Raw genomic sequence first — 23,033 nt, forward strand, 5'->3', positions numbered from 1 at the left:
TGACGTTGGTATTTATCTCTACCAAGATGTTCATCCATTTCTGCTTCAAGTATATTTTCTAGTACATCCTTAACTAACCTTTGAACTAATCCGTTCTTTCCAAGAACGTCATCGATTGTTTTACACTTTTTTATCTCTGAATTGTAATCAAAATTGATATCATTTTTTCTTGCCATAGAAAATCCTCCTAAAATTTATATAGTATATTATTCCAAATCTACCAACTAATCATACAAAAAAAGAGTAGATAGATTTGTTTTTTACACAAATCTATCTACTCTCCCCGAAGATTTAGAACCTTACTTATATTCTACATCATCACCGTCAACTAATTCTGAATTTTCTTTTATATATTTAACTAACTCATCAACTTGAGCATATGCTACTGCAACATAAGTATCTGCTGCTCCGTAGTAAATTGCTATTCTTCCTGTTTCAGGATCTTGAAGTGTTGCACATGGGAATGCTACATTTGGAACGAATCCTGTTGTTTCATATTCTTTTTCAGGAGTTAGTAGGTAATCTCTTGTTCTATATAGAACTTTTGAAGGATTTTCTTTATCTAATATAGCAGCACCCATGCTGTATACAAATCCATTACAAGTTCCAGAAACACCATGATAGAACATTAACCATCCTTCAGATGTTTCAATTGGTGTAGCACCACTACCTATTTTAGTTCCTTGCCACCAACCTTGGCCACCTTTTGTCATAACTCTTCTGTGTCTTCCCCAGTGAACTAAATCTGGACTTTCACTTAAGAATATATCTCCAAATGGAGTATGTCCACTATCACTTGGTCTGCTTAATAATAAGAATTTATCATTAACCTTTCTTGGGAATAAAACACCATTTCTGTTAAATGGAATAAATGGATTTTCAAGTCTTACAAATGTCTTGAAATCTTTTGTCATTCCTAATCCTAATGCTGCTCCACCAAAGTCACAACACCAAACAATATAATAAGTATCTTCTATCTTAACTAATCTTGGGTCATAAGCATAACTTGGTTGATAATCATTTCCTTGTTCATCTACCCAATGAATTTCTTCATCCTCTATATCCCAATTTAAAGCATCTGTACTTCTTCCTAAATGTAATTGTGGTCTACCATTTTTATGATCTGCTCTGAATACACCTATAAATCCATCTTCATATGGAAGTACTGCACTATTAAATATTCTTGCACTCTTCTTTGTTGGATTCCAATCAATTATAGGATTATTATCATGTCTCCAAACAACTCCATCAAATCCTTCTGGTTTTTCTTGCCATGGCATGTTTTTTACTGCATCACCGTAAATCTTAACTTTTTCCATAATACCCTCCATCTTATATCTAAAAATATAAAGTTATTTACTATTTTTCTTAATACAAAGTATCTGAGTTTAATAATTTACTTAACAAAAAATATTTCTTCAAAAACCTTGTTAACAATTACATACTTAATTTACTATGTATTAAATTTAATTTCTATACATTTACTACTTTATCTTTGTTTTTGTATATATATCTGTAAAAATGTTTGAAAAGTATAAAAAATTTTAATTTAATAATAAAAATTTACTTTTACATTATTTATACTAGATAATTAATTCCAAATTTCTTCTCCAAAACTTTCTATAAATCCAGTCAATTCCTCTGCCATCTCTTCTGCCTCAGGAATTCTTAAATGTCCTGGTGTTCCTATACCATTTCTTTTAAACTTAAATCTAACAATTTTTTCATCATTAATATCTTTTGTCATTTCATCTAACGCAGTATCCCAACCTTCGTTATGACATAATAAAGTTGTAATAACAACAAATAGTGCATTAGGATATTTGCTTCTTAAATCAAGAATAATTTCTTTATATTTAGATTTCCAATGTTCCCTTTTTTCCATATCATCATTAATATAGTCAACTGGATGTGAATCATTTTGACCTAAAGCCATAATAACTACATGTGGAGTATATCTATTAAAATCCCACTTATTACACTCTCCAAGCTCTGCACTATATCTTAATTTATCGTAAGTAGATTCTAATCCTCTATAACCTAAGCTTGGATTGAAATATCCTCTGCCATCTAATACTGCAATTCCACCTTGAGCATTATTATTAATCTCAGCCCCTAAATTTCTTGCAGTCATCATAGAATAAGAATACCATGCATTAGAATATATTCCTTCATGCCCTTCTGGATCAACCTTCCCAACATAATCAATAGCTTCAGAAACCTCACCTGCTGATACAGAATCACCAAAACATTCTATTCTTCTATTACTTTTAGCCTCTGGCTTTTCTAAATGGCATCCTTTTTCTAGCACCACACCATAAAAATCAAAATAATGAGCAGCATCTGACCTCTTAAATAAAATTAAATCATGAAGCCCTTCACTTAATTCATCAGCAATATCTAAAACAATATCCTTATCATGTTCTTCTATAACAGCTTTACCTGTTATATTTCCATCTATGATAAACCCAATAGCATTCTCATAGCATGCATGTATATTTTTAATAGCAACTTTAATACTTGTCCCAGTAAATTTTGTCTTAATCATACTTCCAGCATAAATAATTGTTGGTGATTTAGGGTTTTCAAAGTCCACTCTTCCCATATATTGATAATTTGAATTATCTGCTTCTATTAATATATATTTTTCTTTATCTAACTCATTTAAGTACATAATTATCCTCCTAAGAAACTAAAAATCCCATTATATTTACTTCAACTGGTTTATCCTCATTTATTACTCTTATTTCAATTTCATGTTTTTTATTTAATGATTTTTCTACTAAAACCTGCGTTGCAGAATAATCTCCCCATCCTTTTCCAAAAAATGTATCTACCGTAATTACATTATTACCATCAACTTTTATTTCTAACTTTCCTGCCGTATCTTTTATAGACTTCTTAAAAAGTAAAAATATATTATTACCTTCTATTGAAGCTTTTAATAAAGCTTCTTTTCCTTGTGTAGAATCAAACTTCCATCCATTTTTAAATACTTGAAAACCTTCATTATCTAAATTAAATCCAGATACCTCTTTACATATTAAATTATTATTATTTAATATTTTACCATTTATATAATCTTCTCCAAACAACGGTTCTCCAAGCTCTATTTTATTAACTTTTAGCTCTTCCAAATTGTTATATATATTTTTCATGAAATCTATTAATAATTCTGATATTATAAAATGTCCATAATCATTTGGGTGAACTTCATCACTTCCAACTTCATCCCATTTTAATCTATTTTCAATCATTTCAGTATAAACAGTATTTCTAAAGCTTATCATTGGTAAATTATATTTTCTTCCTATTTCTATTTGTTGGTCTTGTACATTACTACCATCAAAATTTGTCATAAACACTTCTACTATTGCTGGTGGATTTTCCATTGATAATATTCTTCTTACTAAACTCTCATATGCTTTTTTATCATAAATTATATTCTTATCATTAACTGCAAAATCGATAAATACTATATCAGGATTATAAGATAATACTTGATTTTCAACTCTATGAACTCCTATTACCGAACCTGTTGCCCCTACTCCTGCATTTATATATTTTACGTTTATATCACTAAATGTATTTTTAAACCATCTATAAGTTCTACTTGCATAGCATTGTTCAAAATTACTTGCATTACATCCTTGTGTTATTGATCCACCTAAGAATGCTACTGTAATATCTTGTCCACTCTTAGCTTTCTTAATTACTTGTACAATTCTTGCAATATCCCCCTTACTTACTAAAGAGTTTTTAATCATTTCATCAGTTACTTTAAACCCCATAATACGCCTCCTATATCTGCTATATTAAAATCAATATTTAAAATTAGTTTATATTTCTCACATTATAATTTTATACTTTTTTGATATATATAATTATATATCTTAAAAATTTACTATAAATCTGAAAAATAGTTTTATTCATCAAATAATTCATAAAAAAATCATGTTTGTTTTAACATGGTTTTTAATGCTTAATATTTTAATTATCTATGATACCAAAAGTCCCATTACTCTTACTTCCACAGGTTTTTCTTCATCAACTACTCTTATCTCTACTTTATGTTTTCCTATTTCTAAATCATTTACTAATATCCTAGTCTCTGCATACTCTCCCCAACCACCTTTAAAGTAAGTATTTACTAACATAGCTTTAGTTCCATCAACCTTAACGTGTAGTTTACCTGCAGTTTTTTTAATTGATTTTTTATACAATAAAAATATATTTTTCCCTTCCACTTCAAATATTAAGGTTGCTTTCCCCCCATTATCTGAAATATACCTCCATCCCTCTTTAAATACTTGAAAACCTTCATTATCTTCCAAGAAACCATTAACATAACTTACTTGTAAATTCTTATTATTTAATACTTTACCACTTATATATTTATCTCCATACAATGGAGCACCTAATTCTACTTTATCCTTACCTTGTCCATCTAAATTATTTATAATATTATTTATAAAATCTATTAATAATTCTGCAATTATAAAGTGTCCATAATCATTAGGGTGAATTTCATCATCAGAAACTTGATTCCATTCTAATTTATTAGCCTTAATTTCTTGATAAATTGCATTCCTAAAACTAATCATGGGTAAATTATATCTTTTTCCTATTTCTATTTGCTGCTCTTGAACATTATTAAAATTGCAATCACTCATAAATATTTCTATAAGCGCTGGATTTTTTTTTACTGATAATATTCTCCTAATTAAACTCTCATATCCTATCTTATCCCACATACTTTCTGTATCGTTTACAGCAAAATCTATAAATATAATATCTGGATTTTTAGATAATACCTCCTTTTGAACTCTATGAACACCTATTATTGAACCTGTAGCTCCTCCACCTGCATTTATATAATTAATATTTATGTTTTTAAATTTTTCTTTAAACCAAGAATAAACCCTACTTGCATAACACTTTTCAAAACTTGTTGCATTACATCCTTCAGTTATGGACCCACCTAAAAATGCTATACTTATATCTTGACCGCTATTAGCTTTTCTAATAACTTCTACTATTCTAGCTACATCTCCTTTATTCACTAATGAATTTTTTATCATTTCTTTAGTAATAGTAAAATTCATTCACATCTACCTCCATCTTAACAGATAGCTTACTATTTAGCTTAGAGTAATCTAAACTAATCAAACTCATAGGTTTTCAGTAGTATAAGTATAACTTTCTTTCTTCATACAATAATTATAAAATACCCTTTACCTTAAAAATACCTAATAAATCTTAATAAAAGTATGTAAATTTTTATAATTAATTTGTATATTTATAATACAAAAGTCGTACTCTTAAAAAGTACGACCTTATACCGCAACTTATTTATTATTCTTTAATGTTGAAGAATGCTTTTTTACCTCTAAATTCTGCAACATCATCAAGTTCTTCAGAAATTCTAATTAATTGATTATACTTAGCAACTCTTTCAGATCTTGCAGGAGCACCAGTTTTAATTTGACCAGCATTTACAGCAACAACTAAATCTGCAATAGTAGTGTCTTCAGTTTCACCACTTCTATGAGAAATAACTGCTGTATATCCAGCTCTATTAGCCATTTCTATAGCATTTAAAGTTTCTGTTAAAGTACCTATTTGATTTAACTTAATAAGAATTGAATTAGCAACACCTTTCTTAATTCCCTCTTCTAATCTTTGAGTATTAGTAACAAATAAATCATCACCAACTAATTGAACTTTCTTACCTAATCTATCAGTAAGTAGCTTCCAACCTTCCCAATCTTCTTCGGCCATTCCATCTTCAATAGATATAATAGGATACTTATTTACCCAATCTTCAAAGAAATCAACCATTTCTGATGCAGTTAAAGTTTTACCTTCATTTTCTAGCACATACTTACCATCTTTATAATATTCAGATGATGCAGCATCTATAGCTATAAATATATCTTTTCCTGGTTCATATCCAGCTTTCTTGATAGCTTCTAAAATTACTTCAATAGCTTCTGCATTACTCTTTAAGTTTGGTGCAAATCCACCTTCATCACCAACACCAGTAGAATATCCTTTATCATTTAAAGTTTTCTTTAATGCATGATAAACTTCTGCACAAGCTTGAACTGCTTTATCAAAATTATCAAATCCAACTGGCATAACCATAAATTCTTGAAGGTCAACCGAATTGTCTGCATGTGAACCACCATTAATAATATTCATCATTGGAACTGGCAGTACCTTTGCATTTACTCCTCCAACATATTGATATAAAGGTAATCCTAAATAATTAGCAGCTGCTTGTGCTACTGCTAATGAAACTCCTAATATAGCATTAGCTCCTAAGTTTCCCTTATTATTTGATCCATCAAGTTCCATTAGCATTTTATCAATGTATGTTTGATCAAATACATTACATCCTATCAATTCTTCTGCTATTGTATCATTAACATTTTCAACAGCTTTTAAAACACCTTTTCCCATGTAATAATCTTTTTTACCATCCCTTAATTCAACTGCTTCATAAATTCCAGTTGATGCTCCTGATGGAACTGCTGCTCTACCCATTGTTCCATCTTCTAGATAAACTTCAACTTCAACTGTTGGAAAACATCTTGAATCTAATATTTGTCTTGCAACAACGTCTACAATCTCAACAAAATTTTTCATTTCAAATCCTCCTTATTTTTAGAAATAAATGAAATTTTTATTTTCTTCTAAAATATCTACCTAATTATTTTTTACAGTGAAAAGAAATAATATTCAACTAAATCACTTTTTCTATAAAAAATACACCTCTAGATAAAGTTCATATAACGAACTTTACCTAGAGGTGATTATATAATTACATTGGGTAGCTTTTAATTACTTCAATATTTCCTTTTACAACATATTTTCCTAAAGTAGCTGGAATTAAATAACTATCTCCCATTTTGATTTCTTCTGAGAAACCTTCTCCCTCTATAATCCCGTTACCTTCTACAAATGTTAAAATAAAGAACTTTTCTTCATTGCTACAATCACTCCATTGATTTTCAACATTAATTTTTTGCATTCCAAAATATTCATTTTCACAGAAATCAACTTTTGAGAATCCATCAAATTTAACAACTTCGTTATTAGATAAATTTGCTGCTTCTAAATCAAAGTTAATTACATCAAGAGATTTTTCAACATGAATTTCTCTTGGTCTTCCATAGTCATAAACTCTATATGTTACATCTGAATTTTGTTGAATTTCAGCAATTATTAACCCTTCACAAATAGCATGAACTAATCCACTATTAATTAAGAAACAATCACCCTTTTTAACATCAATAACATTTAAGTAATCTTCACATTTTCCTTCTTCAATTGCTTTAGCAAATACAGCTTTATCGCAATTTTTTGTCCCAACAATTAATTTAGCTCCTGGTTTTGCTGCTACAACATACCAAGCTTCTGTTTTACCAAATTCATTTTCAACTCTCTTAGCATATTCATCACCAGGGTGAACTTGTACAGAAAGTTTTTCTCTTGAGTTAATTAATTTAACTAATAGAGAGAATTTTTCTGTGCTAACCTTAGTACCAACTAATGAATGTCCAAACTCTTCAATTATTTCAGTAAATGATTTTCCTTTTAATTCACCATTTGCAACTATTCCTGTTCCATTTGGATGGCAAGCTATATCCCAACTTTCACCAATATCTCCCTCTGGTAAATTTGTTCTGAACTCTTCTAAATCTCTTCCACCCCATATTTTATCATAATAAATATTCTCAAATCTTATTGGATACATCTCTTTACTCTCCTTTTATATAAAATTTACATTATAAACATAATATTTAAAATTTATTATTTTAATTCACTTATAGCTAATGCAGCAGCTCCTAAAACACCAGATTTTCCTTCTAAATTTGATTTTTCAATCTTACAGTTCTCTGCTATTATATCTAAACATCTACTATTAACAACTTCTCTCACTTTTTCAATTACAATATCTCCACCATTAATAACTCCACCACCTAGGACTACCATATCTGGATCTAATGTGTTCATTACATTAGAAACTACTAATCCTAAATATGATAATGATTCGTTTAAGATATCATTAGCAACATAATCACCTTTAGCTGCTTCTATAAATACTTCCTTAGCACTTACATTTTCATAATCTTTAAGTGATGTTTTTACATTACTATTAACAGCTTCTACTGCTCTCTTCATTATAGCTGTTCCTGAAGACATTCTTTCTGAGCATCCTTTATTGCCACATCCACATCTTGGTCCATTTTCAGAAACAGTAGTATGTCCTACTTCTAGTGCATTTGAAGTGCTTCCTCTATATATTTTCCCGTTTAATATAGCTCCGCCACCAATTCCAGTACTTACAGTTACGTAAACCATATTTTCTGTACCTTTACCAACTCCAAACATATACTCAGCTAGAGTTGCAGCATTAGCATCATTATCTAAGAAAGTTGGAAGTTCATATGTGTTTTTCAATTCCTCAACTATATTATAATTTTTAAAAGGTAAATTTGGAGGTGCTACTATTAACCCCTTTTTTACATCAAGAGGACCTGGTGATCCAATTCCTATTGCTTTTATGTTATTTTTATCTATTCCATTTATAACATAATTTATAGTAGATTTAATATTGTTTACTATTGTTTCAACACCTTTATCAGCTTCAGTGCCAACAATTTTTTCGTTTACCATATTTCCATCTAAATCAACTAATGCTGTATAAATTTTTGTTCCACCTAAGTCTACAGCAACAACGTATTCTTTACTCATATTATTTTATCCCTTCTACTTTTTAAAAATCTATTATAGGGAAAGATACTTAAAATCTTCCCCTATAATATTTACTATTATTTAAAATTAAAATCCGTTATTTTGGGCTACTTCTTTAATCCATCTACCTGATTTTTTAATTGTCTTCTTTTGTGTTGCTAAATCTACAGCTATAAATCCATATCTATTTTTATATGCATTTGACCAAGACCAACAATCAATTGGAGTCCATGAATGATATCCAAAACAATTAGATCCATCTACAATACCTTTATGTAAGTATTGTAAATGCTCTTCAAAGAATTCAATTCTATAATCATCTTGAATTGCACCATTTTCATCTATATATTTTTCTTCACCTTCAACACCCATTCCATTTTCAGAAATGTACCAAGGAATATTATTGTAATTATTCTTTATATTCATAGCTATATCATACATAGCTTGTGGATATATTTCCCATCCTCTATAAGGATTCATTCTCTTTCCTGGCATATCATAATAATCAAAATGCTTATCCGGTAACCAACCCTTTGAGTTATCAAATTCACTTTCCTTAGCTTGTATTCTTCTTGGTTGATAATAGTTAACCCCTAAGAAATCAATAGTGTTTTCAGATATTATTTTCATTTCTTCTTCTGTAGCTTCCCACATAACTCCATTTTCTTTTAATAATTCAACTAATGATTCTGGGAAGTGTCCTTTTACAGCTGGATCTAAGAAAGAATTATTGAATATATCATCTGCAATTTTAGCAGCTTTTAAATCTTCTTCACTATTACTTCTTGGATATGCTGGAGTTAAGTTTAAAACTATACCAATTTTCCCACCATCTTTATCACATCCAAGTTCTCTAAACTTATTGATTACCTTTGCAGACGCAAGATTTAAATTAAATAAAACTTGCATAGCCTTTTTACCATCAACTAATTTTGGATAATGGAATTGATATAAATATTCTCCCTCAACAACAACTATTGGTTCATTGAAAGTTGTCCAATACTTAACTCTATCACCAAATAATTTAAATGCTGTTTCAGCAAATTTTATGAATAAATCAACAACATGTTTTGATTCCCATCCACCATATTTATTATATAACTCAACCGGGATATCAAAATGATGTAAATTCATTACTGGAATCATTCCATTTTTTATTGTTTCATCTATAACATCATTATAAAATCTTATTGCATCTTCATCTGGCTCTCCTGTTTCTAAATCCTTTACAAGTCTAGTCCATTGAATTGATGTTCTAAAACTGTTTAACCCTATTTCTTTTAACATTGCTAAATCTTCTTTATAGCTATTATAGAAATTAGATGTAACTGATGGTCCTACTCTATCAAAAAATGCTTCTGGCTCTACTTCATACCAGTAATCAAATACACTTTTATGTGGTTTATTAAAATCACCTTCTGATTGTGGTCCTGATGTAGCTGAGCCCCACCAAAAATCCTTCGGAAATATATACTTCTTGTCCATTTCTTTTCCCCCTTAGAGTTTCATTATTCAAAATTTATTTTATTTTTAATATTTAAGCCGTTTTACACTTATATTATATATTTTCTTTTTTAATATGTCTATACTTTTATAAAACAAGTTATATCTTTTATTTTTTTAGTATCTCCTTTTACTTCCATATTAAAAGTTAATCCAGCTTATTATCAGTATTTAATGATGTTTTTTCATTTATAAACTTTATAAAAAAAAATAAAAGATGCTTAATTAGCATTTATTTTGCTAATTAAGCATCTTTTATTTAAATTATTATATTACTGTAATTGATTTAAATTCAAATTTATCATATCTATGTCTAGAAAATGAATATTCAAATACTTTTCCATTATCTAAATATGCAACTCTTTCAACTTCTAAAATTGGCTCATCTTTTTCTAAATTTAAATATTTTCTATCTAACTCATCACTTTTCATAGCTCTCACAGTTGAATGAGCACTTTGAATATTTAAACCTAGTTTATCTTTAATATATCCATATATAGATTTTTTTACATCTGCTAATTTCATCCCTGGAATAAGATTTAATGGGATGTATGTTTTTTCAATAACTACAGCTTTATCATCTACATATCTTACCCTATGTACAAAATAAATAAATTCATCTTCTTCAATTTTTAATATATCAGCAATTTCCTTTGTTGCATTAATAATCTTAAATTCTAAAACTTTACTAGTAACTTTATGACCTATACTAGTAGTTGTTAATCCTGAAAATTGTTTTTTTTCTATAATCCTTTGAATTTCTTTTTCAGTTATATCTTTTACAAAAGTTCCAGAACCTCTTCTTTTTATTATTAAACCATCATTAACTAATAGATCTAAAGCTTTTTTAACTGTCATTTTACTTACATTATATTTTTCGCATAATTCTTTTTCAAAAGGAAGTTGTTCATTAGGTTTATATTTTTCACTTAATATGTCTTCCTTTATATCAAAGGCTATTTTTTCATATTTTAACATTTCTAAAAACTCGCTTTCAAATTTAATTTCTTATACACTATTCTACTAATTATTTATATTTTATACAAGTTAAATAAAATATATTTTTTATTGTAAAATGTAATGCTTTGTAGTATAATAAGTATATACTTTTTAGGAGGTTATATTATAGAAAACAATATGGAATTAATATCATTTGAATTAATAAGTAATGTGGGAGAAGCAAAATCTTTGCTAATGGAAGCTTTAGTACTAGCTAGAGAAGAAAAGTTTGATGAAGCTGATGCTAAAGTTGCTACAGCGGGAGAATTTTTATCAAAAGCTCATCATAGTCATTTTGGATTAGTTCAACAAGAAGCTAATGGTGAACAATTACCTTTCTCACTAATTTTAATGCATGCAGAAGATCAATTAATGACAACTGAAACTTTTAAAATGTTAGTAGAAGAACTTATTTTGACACATAAAAAATATTCTAAATAAATTATTCTTTAAACTAGCTTTTATGGCTGGTTTATTTTTTTATGCTTTTTACTATTTCATATTCTTTATAATATACCTATTTTTATAATAATTCTTATCCTTACAAAAAAATAAAGCACAATATGAATTTTTTCATCTAATTCATATTGTGCTTTTATATCGGTATCTAAATAATAATCATCCTCCATTTTTTAATTTTATATTTATTATTAATTTTAATTTAATACACTTATTCTACTTTTTCTAAACCTGCAGTTTCTGATTTTGCCTTTTTAAATCTATTACCTCTATTTTTAGCTTTTTCTGCAGCTTCTTTTTCTAACTTAATAGCTTGAACATCCATTACTTTTATAAATGGTGTCCAAATTAATAATACAACTCCTAATACAACTAATTGTAATAAACCACCTGCAAGTGAATTAGTAGCTAACATTCCACTAAAGAATATTGGCACAGTCCATGGTACTGCAACCCCTGTTGTCATTGGAACTATTCCAAATTTCATAACTAAATATGCTATAGTTATTCCTACCATTGGTGCAAGTACCCATGGTATAAGTATTGTTGGATTCATAACTATTGGTAATCCAAATATAACTGGTTCGTTTACATTGAATATACTTGCTGGTCCTGCTAATTTTGCAACTTCTCTTAATTGTTTACTCTTTGCAATTATTAATATTCCTACTATTACAGCCAGAGTCATTCCTGTTCCACCGATTCCAACACCAAATGTTTCCATAAATTGTTTTGTAACTATGTTTGGTAAATCTAGTTGACTTAAACCAGCTTCATAATTTTGTAATGACAAAGTATTCCAAATTGGACCTAATACTGAATTTACTATAATTTGTCCATGTAATCCAAAGAACCATAATATTTGTATAGCAAATACTGCTACTAATGTTGCAATTAATCCGCTACCTAAATGCATTAATGGCATTTGAATTATGTTATATATGCAATCATGTATATTACCCCATGGAGTAAATACGAAAACCGTTCTTATTACTAAAAATACTGCTAAAACTAGACATGCTGGAATTAATGCTGCAAATGACTTAGCAACAGTTGGAGGAACTCCATTCGGCATTTTTATTGTCCAATTTTTATTAACTATATATACATATAATATTGTTGCAAAGAATGCTGCTAGAATACCTACAAACATTCCTTTAGCACCTAATCTTTCAAGTGGAATTACATCTGATATTATACTTCCATCTGCTCCATTTACGAAAAGTGGTGTTAAAACTAAAAATGCTGCAACTGATATAGCTGCTGGGAAAATTGGTTCAACATCATAGCTCTTTGCCAGATAATATCCAATCCCTATTATAACAAATAAAGTTGCAATACTCATTGTTGCTGCTGGTAATATACTTAACGTTTGTGTTAAATTAGCAACAGCATTATCTCCTATTACTTTATTTAAATAAGGTAAGTTCATTATAACTATTGCTATAGACCCTACTATTGTTAGTGGAAAGCTTAACATAAATGCGTCACGTAAAACTGATAAGATTCTACTTGCGCTCAACTTTCCTGCTGTTGGGATTAAATACTTCTCTATAAGCTCATTAAACTTAGACATATTATCGCTCCTTCCAAATTATATATATCTTTCTGAAATCTATTACATAATCTACTATAATAAAAGATATGTATTTTGTAAATAAAAGTATATTCTTTTTATTAAAAGATATAATTTTTTAACAAAATAGAAATACACGCAAAATCTTTTAATAAAGATTGTGCGTGTATTTCTATTTTATTATTACACTTTTAAATTCAAATTTATCATTTCTATGATGTGAAATTGAATATTCAAATGGTACTCCATTATCTAAAAATGCTACTTGCTCTACTTCTAAAACAGGAATCTTTTCATTAATATTTAAATATTTACATTCAATTTCTGTAGGACTTTTGGCTCTTATCGTTCTGTGTGCACTTTTAACTTTCAAATTAAGAACATCTTGAATATAGCTATAAATAGATTTCTCTAAAATACATTTCTTTAATCCAGTTATAACCCTTATTGGCATATATGTATACTCAATCACGCATGGCTCTCCATTTGCATATCTAACACGACATATATTATATACAAACTCATCTAATTCTATTCTTAATTTATTTGCAATTTCATCGTTTACAGGAATAATACTAAATTCTAATACTTTTGACTCTACTATTTTATCTGAAAATGCTCCCGTAAATCCAGAAATCATGTTACTTTCACTCATTTCTTTTATTTCATCCTTTTGAATATCCTTTACAAAAGTACCTGATCCCCTTCGTTTTACAACTAACCCTTTTATAACTAACATATCAACCGCTTTTTTTATAGTGATTTTACTCACACCATACTTCTTGCACATTTCCTTTTCTAATGGCAATTGATCATTAACTTTATATTCATGGTTTGCTATTTTATTTTGCAAATCAATAGCAACCTCCTCATACTTTAACATATAACACCTCTCAATATATTATCCCATACTTAAATACATATTAATTATAAATTTCAAATTCAAAGTAAACAATATTTTTTTATGTATATAAAAAAAGCTAAAGTTAATAACTCTTACAATTTTAATCTACATATATTTTTTTACAAGAAAAAGGGGCTTAATAATTAATAGCCCCTTAATTTTATATCCTAATTTTCTTAAAATATTGATCTATTTTTTTATTCCATTCTTGTGCTGTTTTTTTATCAATACTATATATCCCACTTAAAAATATTTCCAAACAATCTATTCCTTCAAGCCCTTTCATTAAATGCCTTGGATAATCAACCTTTCTTTTATAGCATTGTTTTGGGTCTATTACCTTTACTCTTTCATTTTCATTTACATATATATCTCTACATCTCGCATCAAGCTTTGTAAACTTTAAAGCTTTAAATTCATTAATTAATCTATACAAATTATAGATTAATTGCTGACTTAATCCATTTTCTTGAATGTAGTGGTCAAGCCTTTTACCATTTACCATTTCTCTTAATATATAATACTCCCCATTTTTATATATCCTAGGAAAATACTTAGACTTTTTGACTTTATATAATATATCTGCTTCGCTTTTACAAATATTTTTATCAGTAAATATTTTTATTGCTTTATTTCCTGGCACTTCATAAACAATACCATTATGACCTTCACCTAATAACTTAGCATCTTTAAATAGACTTTCTAACTCTTTATCAAAGTCTGCTGAATATGCATATGTCCTAGCCATTGTCCCCTACCCTTTATTAATATTTATACTATTATATTAATTATTGTATGCATTTATAACAACTATTGCTAGTTACGTATTTTCACCTTTCAAATTTATAACGAAATAAATAATAAGTAAAAATAATTAAATAAAATTTTCAATTTTATTTTTCATTATCCATTACTATTTATATATTCATATTTAACTTATTACAGAAATAAAGGCAACTCCATTTCTGTAATCGCCTTTATTTTTGTTAGATATATTATTTTTCATTCTTTAGCAGCTCTTCATTTTTGTTTATAAGCTCCTGTCTTTGTGCTGTACAAAGAAGTGCTCTATAAGGATCTGCTGGTGTATTGAATGTATAATCTATTAATTTATCTACTGTAGTTGTAGCAACATGTAATCTAGTATCACTTGATGCATAGTAGATATTTACATTATTATTTTCATCAACTGTAAGTCCATTACAGAAGATTACGTTAGAAACATCACCAACTCTTTCATCATCATAAGGAGCAATAAAATGACCTCCTGGTAATGCAATAATCTTTGTTGGATCTTCTAAATCTGTTGCAAAAGTATAAAGAACATATCTTAATCCTGCAGCAGTATTTCTAACGCCATGTCCTACATGTATCCATCCCTTTTCAGTTTTAATTGGAGCTGGGCCTTGTCCATTTTTCACTTCATAAACTGTATGATATTTCTTCTCATGCATTATTTTTTCTTCACTAACAACAGGATTAGTCATATCATCACAATATCCGTAAGCAATTCCTCCACCTGATCCTGTAGAAATAAATCCATCTTGTGGTCTAGTGTATAAAAGGTATTTACCATTTACGAATTCTGGATGTAATACAACATTTCTTTGTTGTGGAGATGGAGTTTTTATATCTGGTAATCTTGTCCAAGTTTTTAAATCAGTAGTTCTTACTAAACCTGCTTGGGCCACTGCTGAAGATGTATCTCCTGGTTCTGCATCTGGATCTTTCCTTTCAGAACAGTAAATTCCATAGATATACCCATCTTCATGTTTAACAAGTCTCATATCATAAATATTAGTTTCTTCTTTACAGGTATCTTCCCATTGTATTAATGATTCAAATCTAAAATTGTCTAAACCATTTTCACTTGATGCTAATGCAAAAATAGATTTTCTATCTAAACCTTCAGTTCTTACAACTAAATAATATCTTCCATTTAAATAAATAGCTCCTGCATTTAAAGTTGCATTTACTCCTAATCTTTCCATGAAGTAAGGGTTAGTTTCTTTATTTAAATCAAATCTCCATTCAACTGGTACATGATGTCTAGTTATTACTGGATATTTATATCTATCATAAACACCGTTATACCAAGTTGTATCTATCTCATTTTTTCTTGTTATTAATTTTTCTTGTTCTTCCTTTAATGCATAATATTTTTCATGTATCATTTCTTATTCTCCTATTCTCTTCATAAATTCTAAACAAAATCTTCCATTGTGATAAGGTGTTTTCCAAGGTTCAATAACACTTCTTTCAGTTGGCTTACCATTTGGTTCTATAGACCAATACCATTCTCCACCTTCTCTTGGATCAACCATATTTTTCATAGTATATGTCATTAAATTATTAACTATATTTAAGAATGATTCATCATGAGTTCTTTCATAAGCATTTAAATATCCTACCATAGCTTCAACTTGAACCCACCAAACTCTTGTATAATCTTTAACTCCATTTTCTGATTCATTAATTAAAGAACCATCCTCTTGAATTTGTGCTTTAATGTTATAAGCTATGTCAATTATCATTTTTTCAATAGATTCATCTTTTAAATTTAATGCCTTATAAGCATCATCTATAAGCCAGCTTGCCTCAATATCATGACCATATGATTTAACATCAATAATTGTATTCCATTCACTATCAAAGAATATCTTTAATAGGTGTTGCTCTTTATCATAAATTTTATTATAGAAAGTATATATAAGTTCCTTTAATCGCTCACCTACAACTCTATTATTAGTTACAGAATAAAGATTAGTATAACCTTCTAAAACATGTAAATGTGTATTAGTTGTAATTTCAGCGATGACACCATTTTCACTTAACATTTCATTTGGAGTTATATTCCACTCTCTATCAAACTCTTCTAAATACGCTGAATTTTCTTTATTGAACCCAATATTTTCAACTAATGAGAATAAATTCATTGCTAAATCTAAGGCTTGTTTATCTTTTGTTGCTTTATAATATTCACTTAACGCATATATAGCAAATGATTGACAATATACATGTTTTCTAGTGTCTATAGGATTTCCTAAGTAATCAACCATCCAATACACACCTTTGAATTCTTTATCTATTAATTTATCTCTTAAAAATTCGTAAGCATGTGTTGCAGCTTTTTTATATTCTTCATTTTTTGTTGCACAATAAGCCGCTGAGAAGAACCATAATATTCTTGATGTTTGAATTCCACCTTTTTCACTTGTCTTATTAACTTTAAGATCATAAGTTACTTCTCCGTAGAATCCACCATTTTCATTATCAATTAACTTAAGCCAAAATGGTCCTAAATTATTTAATAATTCTTCTTCTGCCTTCTTCCTTAAATCGTAAATCATTTAAATATCCTCCACTTCCTATATATTAATTTCGAAATAATTTTCTTTCAAAATAAACTCACTATATAGTGGGTTACACAATTATAATATGTTAACATTTTCATCTATTCAATTAATCTATATTAAAATCTTATTAATTGCTAATTTTTAATAATATTTGTATGTTTTTTATTTTTTATAAATAAAAAAAGCTATAAAATCAAACCTGTTTATTGATTTTATAACCTCCATACTATTATATTAATTTATTCACTAAAATACTGAAAAATCAAATTTTCAGCTTTCTTAAACTTAACAGTATAATCTTTTTCATATTTATCCTTTGCATTTTGAGGTGACTTAATTGGCCAATCCCACAAACAAAAGCCTTTGATAAATCCTCGTCTAGAACTTTCTTCAAAAAGTTCTTTAAAATAATTATATTGATTTTCTTCACAAACTTCTCCTGTTTCAATCAAAAACCAATCATTAGGCATCTTCGAAGCACCTTTAACTGATGGACATCCTGCCTCTGTAAATATAAAAGGTAGGTTAAATTTTTTACATACTTCTTCAATTCTATCTAATTCCTTAGAAATTGTACCTACTGGATAATATCCCGATGATGAAATATAATCTAATGCATCCCACCATTTAACATTATGCTCCTGATATTTATCACAATTATATGTTAATGCTCCATTATATATTCTCCTTATATTTTTCACTAAGGATTTCCATTCATCACACCTATGATCAGTTCCTACTAACTCACAACCTATTATTAGAATATCAACATTATTCTTTTGACAAAATTGAGCATAATGAATTATATACTCACCATAACTTTTAAACCACTCTTCCCATTTTGGTTCACATGGAACATCCTCATCAAAAAATCTAATATATGCTCTCCAATATCCATCAGAAACATTTAACATTGGCTTAACTAATGTCTTTAATCCCTTATCTTTAGAGTATTTAATTAGATCTTCTAACTGATTATCATTAGGCATATGACTGCCTGTCCAATCTATTGTTGTTGAATAACAATGATCTTGCTGTGCTGCAAAAGCAAAAGTTACTGCATTTATATTACAATTTAAAATTTGATAATCTATTTCTCTCTTTGCATCTTCTAAATTAAAATCATTCTTCCAATGCCATGTTATAAAGTTAAAACTTTTTATGTCAAATTCTAAGTTCATAAAAATCTCCTTAATTTATCTATTTATCTTTACTGCATCTATAGTACTTCTATTTATTTTTACAAACATAGCTGAAATAATAGCAATAGCTAAAATAACTAAAAATTCTTTTCTAAATATTCCTACTGCCATAAATAAAGCAAATAAAACTGTTGTTGTAAATAATTTTTTAGGTTCCATAAACATTATTGCTAATGCATCAATATATTTAATAGGTCTTTCTTTCGCAATTACATATAAAGAATAATATCCCCAGTACATCGCTATAACTATATATAAGTATACAAAGAAATAATTTAATGTACTTGCAATCGGTGAATCTATTCTTCTTAACATAAATATTGCAATTACTAAACTCAATGTGTATAAACCTGTTATTATTGCAGGTTTTTTATTCTCTTTAAAATATTTTTTCATTCCTGTGTTAAATATTTTTAAAACACCTGAATATCCATCAATTTCATCATTGAATAACATTATTGAAATTTCTATGTTAGTAAAAACTACTGGAACTATTGTTAATGCAAATAAACCTATTGCAAGATAGCATATAGATATTATATTGGTTATTAGTAAAACATATAAAATATGAACGAATCTAAATGTCTTTTCCTTCACTGTTATCACCTCTAAAAATTAGTTTAGAGTTAGTAGTTTTTAGTTAATAGTTAAGGATGAAACTACTAACGCAGTTTCTAAAAATATATTTTTTCTAAATTCAGCTAAAGCTAAATTTACCCCTTAACTACTAACTCCTAACTCCTAACTCCTAACTATCAAAGCTATTTTACCGCTCCTGCTGTAAATCCGTTATAGATATATTTTTGTAATGATAAGAATACTATCAATGTTGGAATCATAATTAAGATAACTCCTGCACAAATAACATTCCATTGTCCACCATATGGTCCCATGAACTTATAAAGTGAAGTTGCAAGTGTTCCCATATTATCACCTGGCGCATATAAGAAAGGTGTATAGAAGTCATTATAAATACCAACTCCACGAATTATTATAATTGTAGCTATAGCTGGCTTTAATAGTGGAACTATTAACTTTCTAAATATATAGAAGTATGATGCACCTTCAAGCATTGCTGCTTCATCATTTGAATATGGAATAGAATCCATAAACTGCATCATTATGAAAATACTCATAACATCTGCTCCTAAATATAATACTATTGGAGCCCAAAGACTATTATATAATCCAAGTTTACTCATTATTTGGAATGTAGCAACTTGAGTAGTTACCATTGGTAAAAACATTGGTACCATGTAAACAAGTAATATTGCTTTCTTTAACTTAAAATCAAATCTATGCAATACATATGCAACCATTGCTCCAAGTAAAATTGTACCTGTTAATGAAATTACCATTATGAATGCTGTATTAAAGAAACCTCTCATCATTCCACCTTGTATGAATGCAGTTTTGAAGTTATCTAAATTTAAAAAACTTTGTGGTAATGCTAACTTGTTTGAAGAGTAAAATTCATTATATTCCTTAAATGATGCTAAAAATATAGTTACTATTGGAAGAAGAAATACAATTGATGCTACTATTAATGATAAATATTTTAATGTTTTAAAAAATATACTTTTTGCTCTTAAAGCAAGTACTTCCTTATCCATCCTTGCTTTTGTTGCATTTATTTGAGTGCTACTTTGCATACTCTTTTTCCTCCTTAAAGAATATATTTTGAATTAATGCTACTGCTGCAACTATAAGCATTACTATAACAGCCATTGCTGATGCTTTACCTACTTTATTATAAGTAAACGCTGTCTTAATTGTTTCAATAACAAATGTTGAACTTCCATTTGATCCACCAGTCATAATATATGGTATTTCAAATACTGAAATTGCTCCTGAAATATTTAATATTAAGTTTAATTGAATAATTCTCTTAACTGAAGGTATATAAATATATCTTATTTTTTGCCAATCTCCTGCACCATCTAGGTCTGCTGCTTCTAAAACTTCATCTGAGATTGATTGTAAAGCCCCTAAGAATATAATAAAGTTATACCCAAAAAATCTCCAAATTGATGTAAATGCTAAAGAGAAATTAACATAATGAGCATCACCAAGCCATTGTCTAATTATACTATCTAATCCTAACATGCTAAGTACAGTATCTAATGTTCCATTCGGTTGGAAGAAGAATAAAAACATTAATGATATTGCAACACCATTGATTAAATAAGGGAAAAAGAACAATGATTTAAAGAAACTTTTACCTTTAATTTTAGAATTAATTATTACTGCAAAAACGAATGCTAAAGCTAACTGTATTAAACCACCAACAAAATAATATAAACTATTTTTTAATACTGAAAAAACTTCTGGATCACTAAATATATTTATATAATTTTCTAGTCCAATAAACGTCTTAGCTCCATAACCCTTCCAATTAGTAAAACTGTAAGATATCATATTTATTGCTGGTAAATATGTAAATACAAACAGTAATGTAAGTGGAATTAGTAAGAATAGTGCTATTATAAATTTCCTTTGTGTTTTGTAACTTACATTTTTAAACACAGTTTCTCCCCCTTTACGACTTCTTTCCTTTAATATTGCTACTCTCTATTTACATTAATTTAGAGACTTTAATATATAAACAATTTAATAATTAGAGGGGAAATCCCCCCTAAATTATTTATATAAATTATTATTTAGATAATTTTTCTTTGTTAGTATTCCATTTATTGTTATAATCTTCAATAACTTTATCGAAATCTGCTCTGCTCTTCTTAGCAGCTATTACAGCATTTTGAATATATTCACCAACCCAGAATTTAGTTCCTGATTCATTAGCTATTTCAGTAGTTAAATCGCTTGCTGCTTGATCTGCTTCTGCTGGATCTGCAAACATTAATTCAACACCAGATTCTTGATACTCTTTAACAACTGGATTTCCAGAAGTAAGATTTTGGTTAGCAGGAATAAATCCACAGCTATCTAAGTAATCTAAAGAGTTAGCAAAGAATATAGCAAAATCTTTAGCTTCTTCTTTATGTTTAGAATATTTGCTTACACCTAAATAGTTATCTGGACCCGCACCAGCTTTTAATTCTCCTGAGTTAGTTGCTGGGAATGGAGCAATTCCAATATCATCAGCATTTGCTTCATTTGCTTCTTGAATTTGTGATACTGCCCACATACCTAAAGTCATCATACCTATTTTACCGTTAGCCATATCAACTTTTGATTGTTCCCAGTTAGTTGTAGCTAAATCTTCTTCAACCCAACCTTCACTAACAAACTTATAAAGGATTTCTAACATATCCCCTGTTGGCTTTCCAGCTGAGAATGGACTTTCCATTTTTCCCATATCTCTATAGTAATATGGATTTCCGTAAATTACTGAAGAAACAGCATCATATTGGCTTAATGGCCACATATCAGCTGAGTTAATAGCTACTGGAACTACACCTTCTTGTTCATTAATTTTTGCTAATGCTTCATATAATTCATCTAAAGTTTTTGGGAATTCATCATATCCAGCTTCAGCAAATACTTTTTTGTTATAAACTACACCATCTGCTCCTAATCCATTTGGAATACCGTAAACTGTATCAGTATTTAAATCAGCTCTTTCACTTACTCCAACATAATCACTATAATCCTCTAATGATCCTAATGGTTCGAAGAATTCTCCTAATTCTTCAGCTTTGAAAGCTGGTAATATATTTAATACATCTCCGTAGTCTTGAGTATTCATTCTTGTTTGAACTATACTTTCATAATCAGTGATTGCTTCCCACTCTATTTTTACACCTTTTTCTTCATAGTACTTATCTGCAACTGTTTTTAACACAGTATCTTTTATATCTGTTCTATGTGTTAAAACCTTTAAAGTAACTTCACCTTTTCCATCTCCACCATCAGAAGCTGTTGATGAACAACCTGCAAAAAGTGATGTGGCTACTACACTTGCACAAATAACACTTAATAATCTTTTTTTCATTGTAATTCTCCCCCTCGAAAATTTATCTTTTTCTTATCATTTAGCAAACGTTTTCCTGTTTACATTCTTTATTTTACAAACTTTTAATTCACTATTCTATGTTTTTGCCATTACATCATAATTTTGATTTATAAATCGTATAATTTATTTATAATTAAATATTTATCTATTAATTTTTGTTAGTTTTTCTAATAATTCTATTTTTATATGTTTTCAAATCACTTTTAAGTATAAAAAAATGGGGCTGTCGCACTAAATAATTAGTGCGAGGCCCCTTTTGCAAAAAAAAAAATAAATCCCAGACTCTATAAGCCTA

21 protein-coding genes are annotated in these 23,033 nt (G+C 28.4%); 1 reads left to right on the forward strand and 20 read right to left on the reverse strand.

Annotation, left to right across the window (positions count from 1 at the left end):
• The 10 genes from HCG70_RS15245 to HCG70_RS15290 all read right to left on the reverse strand — a co-directional run.
• A partial coding sequence (locus tag HCG70_RS15245) for a transposase (RefSeq protein WP_221697978.1) occupies positions 1–176 on the reverse strand: 176 nt, incomplete at its 3' end.
• A 123-nt stretch (positions 177–299) separates the two neighbouring features.
• Positions 300–1,319, reverse strand: a complete 1,020-nt coding sequence (locus tag HCG70_RS15250) for a glycoside hydrolase family 130 protein (protein WP_042395691.1) — start codon at positions 1,317–1,319, stop codon at positions 300–302.
• A 272-nt stretch (positions 1,320–1,591) separates the two neighbouring features.
• Positions 1,592–2,674 carry an electron transporter RnfD gene (locus HCG70_RS15255; RefSeq protein ID WP_221697973.1) on the reverse strand — a complete coding sequence of 361 codons (1,083 nt, stop codon included), beginning with the start codon at positions 2,672–2,674 and terminating at the stop codon, positions 1,592–1,594.
• A 10-nt stretch (positions 2,675–2,684) separates the two neighbouring features.
• Positions 2,685–3,791 (reverse strand): SGNH/GDSL hydrolase family protein, encoded by a 1,107-nt coding sequence (locus HCG70_RS15260; RefSeq protein ID WP_042395685.1) that lies wholly within the window; start codon positions 3,789–3,791, stop codon positions 2,685–2,687.
• Positions 3,792–3,998: 207 nt separating this feature from the next.
• Complete coding sequence (locus tag HCG70_RS15265) at positions 3,999–5,105, reverse strand: SGNH/GDSL hydrolase family protein (protein WP_221697974.1); 1,107 nt, start codon at positions 5,103–5,105, stop codon at positions 3,999–4,001.
• A 250-nt stretch (positions 5,106–5,355) separates the two neighbouring features.
• A complete protein-coding gene (gene eno, locus HCG70_RS15270; protein WP_221697975.1) occupies positions 5,356–6,651 on the reverse strand; it encodes a phosphopyruvate hydratase in 1,296 nt (431 codons plus the stop codon).
• A gap of 175 nt (positions 6,652–6,826) precedes the next feature.
• Complete coding sequence (locus HCG70_RS15275) at positions 6,827–7,762, reverse strand: type I phosphomannose isomerase catalytic subunit (RefSeq protein WP_221697976.1); 936 nt, start codon at positions 7,760–7,762, stop codon at positions 6,827–6,829.
• A gap of 56 nt (positions 7,763–7,818) precedes the next feature.
• Entirely contained in the window at positions 7,819–8,763 is a 945-nt protein-coding gene (locus tag HCG70_RS15280; RefSeq protein ID WP_195958879.1) for an ROK family protein, read from the reverse strand.
• 87 nt (positions 8,764–8,850) lie between these two features.
• Positions 8,851–10,248, reverse strand: a complete 1,398-nt coding sequence (locus HCG70_RS15285) for a glycoside hydrolase family 1 protein (RefSeq protein ID WP_042395674.1) — start codon at positions 10,246–10,248, stop codon at positions 8,851–8,853.
• A gap of 285 nt (positions 10,249–10,533) precedes the next feature.
• Positions 10,534–11,244, reverse strand: coding sequence for a GntR family transcriptional regulator (locus HCG70_RS15290; RefSeq protein ID WP_042395671.1), 711 nt, complete (start codon positions 11,242–11,244; stop codon positions 10,534–10,536).
• Positions 11,245–11,403: 159 nt separating this feature from the next.
• On the opposite strand from HCG70_RS15290, the gene HCG70_RS15295 reads away from it, so the two are divergent.
• Complete coding sequence (locus HCG70_RS15295) at positions 11,404–11,706, forward strand: PTS lactose/cellobiose transporter subunit IIA (RefSeq protein ID WP_042395668.1); 303 nt, start codon at positions 11,404–11,406, stop codon at positions 11,704–11,706.
• Positions 11,707–11,935: 229 nt separating this feature from the next.
• Here HCG70_RS15295 and celB read toward each other — a convergent pair whose 3' ends face one another.
• The 10 genes from celB to HCG70_RS15345 all read right to left on the reverse strand — a co-directional run bounded on the left by celB (position 11,936) and on the right by HCG70_RS15345 (position 22,717).
• A complete protein-coding gene (celB, locus tag HCG70_RS15300) occupies positions 11,936–13,300 on the reverse strand; it encodes a PTS cellobiose transporter subunit IIC (protein WP_042395665.1) in 1,365 nt (454 codons plus the stop codon).
• Between the two features lie 172 nt (positions 13,301–13,472).
• On the reverse strand, positions 13,473–14,183 hold the full coding sequence (locus tag HCG70_RS15305) for a GntR family transcriptional regulator (protein ID WP_042395662.1): 711 nt from the start codon (positions 14,181–14,183) through the stop codon (positions 13,473–13,475).
• Between the two features lie 181 nt (positions 14,184–14,364).
• The gene (locus tag HCG70_RS15310; RefSeq protein WP_042398394.1) at positions 14,365–14,952 is read right to left on the reverse strand and encodes a protein kinase; all 588 of its coding nucleotides are present in this window, start codon (positions 14,950–14,952) and stop codon (positions 14,365–14,367) included.
• 247 nt (positions 14,953–15,199) lie between these two features.
• The gene (locus HCG70_RS15315) at positions 15,200–16,378 is read right to left on the reverse strand and encodes a glycosidase (protein WP_042398397.1); all 1,179 of its coding nucleotides are present in this window, start codon (positions 16,376–16,378) and stop codon (positions 15,200–15,202) included.
• Between the two features lie 3 nt (positions 16,379–16,381).
• The gene (locus tag HCG70_RS15320) at positions 16,382–17,554 is read right to left on the reverse strand and encodes an AGE family epimerase/isomerase (protein WP_042398400.1); all 1,173 of its coding nucleotides are present in this window, start codon (positions 17,552–17,554) and stop codon (positions 16,382–16,384) included.
• A 245-nt stretch (positions 17,555–17,799) separates the two neighbouring features.
• The gene (locus HCG70_RS15325) at positions 17,800–18,741 is read right to left on the reverse strand and encodes a glycoside hydrolase family 113 (protein WP_221697977.1); all 942 of its coding nucleotides are present in this window, start codon (positions 18,739–18,741) and stop codon (positions 17,800–17,802) included.
• 15 nt (positions 18,742–18,756) lie between these two features.
• Positions 18,757–19,359, reverse strand: coding sequence for a hypothetical protein (locus tag HCG70_RS15330; protein WP_042398405.1), 603 nt, complete (start codon positions 19,357–19,359; stop codon positions 18,757–18,759).
• 164 nt (positions 19,360–19,523) lie between these two features.
• The gene (locus HCG70_RS15335) at positions 19,524–20,414 is read right to left on the reverse strand and encodes a carbohydrate ABC transporter permease (RefSeq protein ID WP_242833246.1); all 891 of its coding nucleotides are present in this window, start codon (positions 20,412–20,414) and stop codon (positions 19,524–19,526) included.
• On the reverse strand, positions 20,404–21,288 hold the full coding sequence (locus HCG70_RS15340) for a carbohydrate ABC transporter permease (RefSeq protein ID WP_042398408.1): 885 nt from the start codon (positions 21,286–21,288) through the stop codon (positions 20,404–20,406). Before HCG70_RS15340 ends, HCG70_RS15335 begins: the two co-directional genes overlap by 11 nt.
• Positions 21,289–21,418: 130 nt before the next feature.
• Positions 21,419–22,717: an ABC transporter substrate-binding protein gene (locus HCG70_RS15345; protein ID WP_042398411.1), complete on the reverse strand. Its 1,299-nt coding sequence runs from the start codon at positions 22,715–22,717 to the stop codon at positions 21,419–21,421.
• Positions 22,718–23,033 lie beyond the last annotated feature (316 nt).

The organism is Clostridium sp. K04, from assembly GCF_019734375.1.
GTDB classification, from domain to species: Bacteria; Bacillota; Clostridia; order Clostridiales; family Clostridiaceae; genus Clostridium; species Clostridium saudiense.

What these genes read in the sequence shown, in the direction of transcription:
- HCG70_RS15250 (WP_042395691.1), bottom strand. Translation starts at nt 1,319, where the DNA reads ATGGAAAAAGTTAAGATTTACGGTGATGCAGTAAAAAACATGCCATGG.
- HCG70_RS15255 (WP_221697973.1), bottom strand. Translation starts at nt 2,674, where the DNA reads ATGTACTTAAATGAGTTAGATAAAGAAAAATATATATTAATAGAAGCA.
- HCG70_RS15260 (WP_042395685.1), bottom strand. Translation starts at nt 3,791, where the DNA reads ATGGGGTTTAAAGTAACTGATGAAATGATTAAAAACTCTTTAGTAAGT.
- HCG70_RS15265 (WP_221697974.1), bottom strand. Translation starts at nt 5,105, where the DNA reads ATGAATTTTACTATTACTAAAGAAATGATAAAAAATTCATTAGTGAAT.
- eno (WP_221697975.1), bottom strand. Translation starts at nt 6,651, where the DNA reads ATGAAAAATTTTGTTGAGATTGTAGACGTTGTTGCAAGACAAATATTA.
- HCG70_RS15275 (WP_221697976.1), bottom strand. Translation starts at nt 7,762, where the DNA reads ATGTATCCAATAAGATTTGAGAATATTTATTATGATAAAATATGGGGT.
- HCG70_RS15280 (WP_195958879.1), bottom strand. Translation starts at nt 8,763, where the DNA reads ATGAGTAAAGAATACGTTGTTGCTGTAGACTTAGGTGGAACAAAAATT.
- HCG70_RS15285 (WP_042395674.1), bottom strand. Translation starts at nt 10,248, where the DNA reads ATGGACAAGAAGTATATATTTCCGAAGGATTTTTGGTGGGGCTCAGCT.
- HCG70_RS15290 (WP_042395671.1), bottom strand. Translation starts at nt 11,244, where the DNA reads ATGTTAAAATATGAAAAAATAGCCTTTGATATAAAGGAAGACATATTA.
- HCG70_RS15295 (WP_042395668.1), top strand. Translation starts at nt 11,404, where the DNA reads ATGGAATTAATATCATTTGAATTAATAAGTAATGTGGGAGAAGCAAAA.
- celB (WP_042395665.1), bottom strand. Translation starts at nt 13,300, where the DNA reads ATGTCTAAGTTTAATGAGCTTATAGAGAAGTATTTAATCCCAACAGCA.
- HCG70_RS15305 (WP_042395662.1), bottom strand. Translation starts at nt 14,183, where the DNA reads ATGTTAAAGTATGAGGAGGTTGCTATTGATTTGCAAAATAAAATAGCA.
- HCG70_RS15310 (WP_042398394.1), bottom strand. Translation starts at nt 14,952, where the DNA reads ATGGCTAGGACATATGCATATTCAGCAGACTTTGATAAAGAGTTAGAA.
- HCG70_RS15315 (WP_042398397.1), bottom strand. Translation starts at nt 16,378, where the DNA reads ATGATACATGAAAAATATTATGCATTAAAGGAAGAACAAGAAAAATTA.
- HCG70_RS15320 (WP_042398400.1), bottom strand. Translation starts at nt 17,554, where the DNA reads ATGATTTACGATTTAAGGAAGAAGGCAGAAGAAGAATTATTAAATAAT.
- HCG70_RS15325 (WP_221697977.1), bottom strand. Translation starts at nt 18,741, where the DNA reads ATGAACTTAGAATTTGACATAAAAAGTTTTAACTTTATAACATGGCAT.
- HCG70_RS15335 (WP_242833246.1), bottom strand. Translation starts at nt 20,414, where the DNA reads ATGCAAAGTAGCACTCAAATAAATGCAACAAAAGCAAGGATGGATAAG.
- HCG70_RS15345 (WP_042398411.1), bottom strand. Translation starts at nt 22,717, where the DNA reads ATGAAAAAAAGATTATTAAGTGTTATTTGTGCAAGTGTAGTAGCCACA.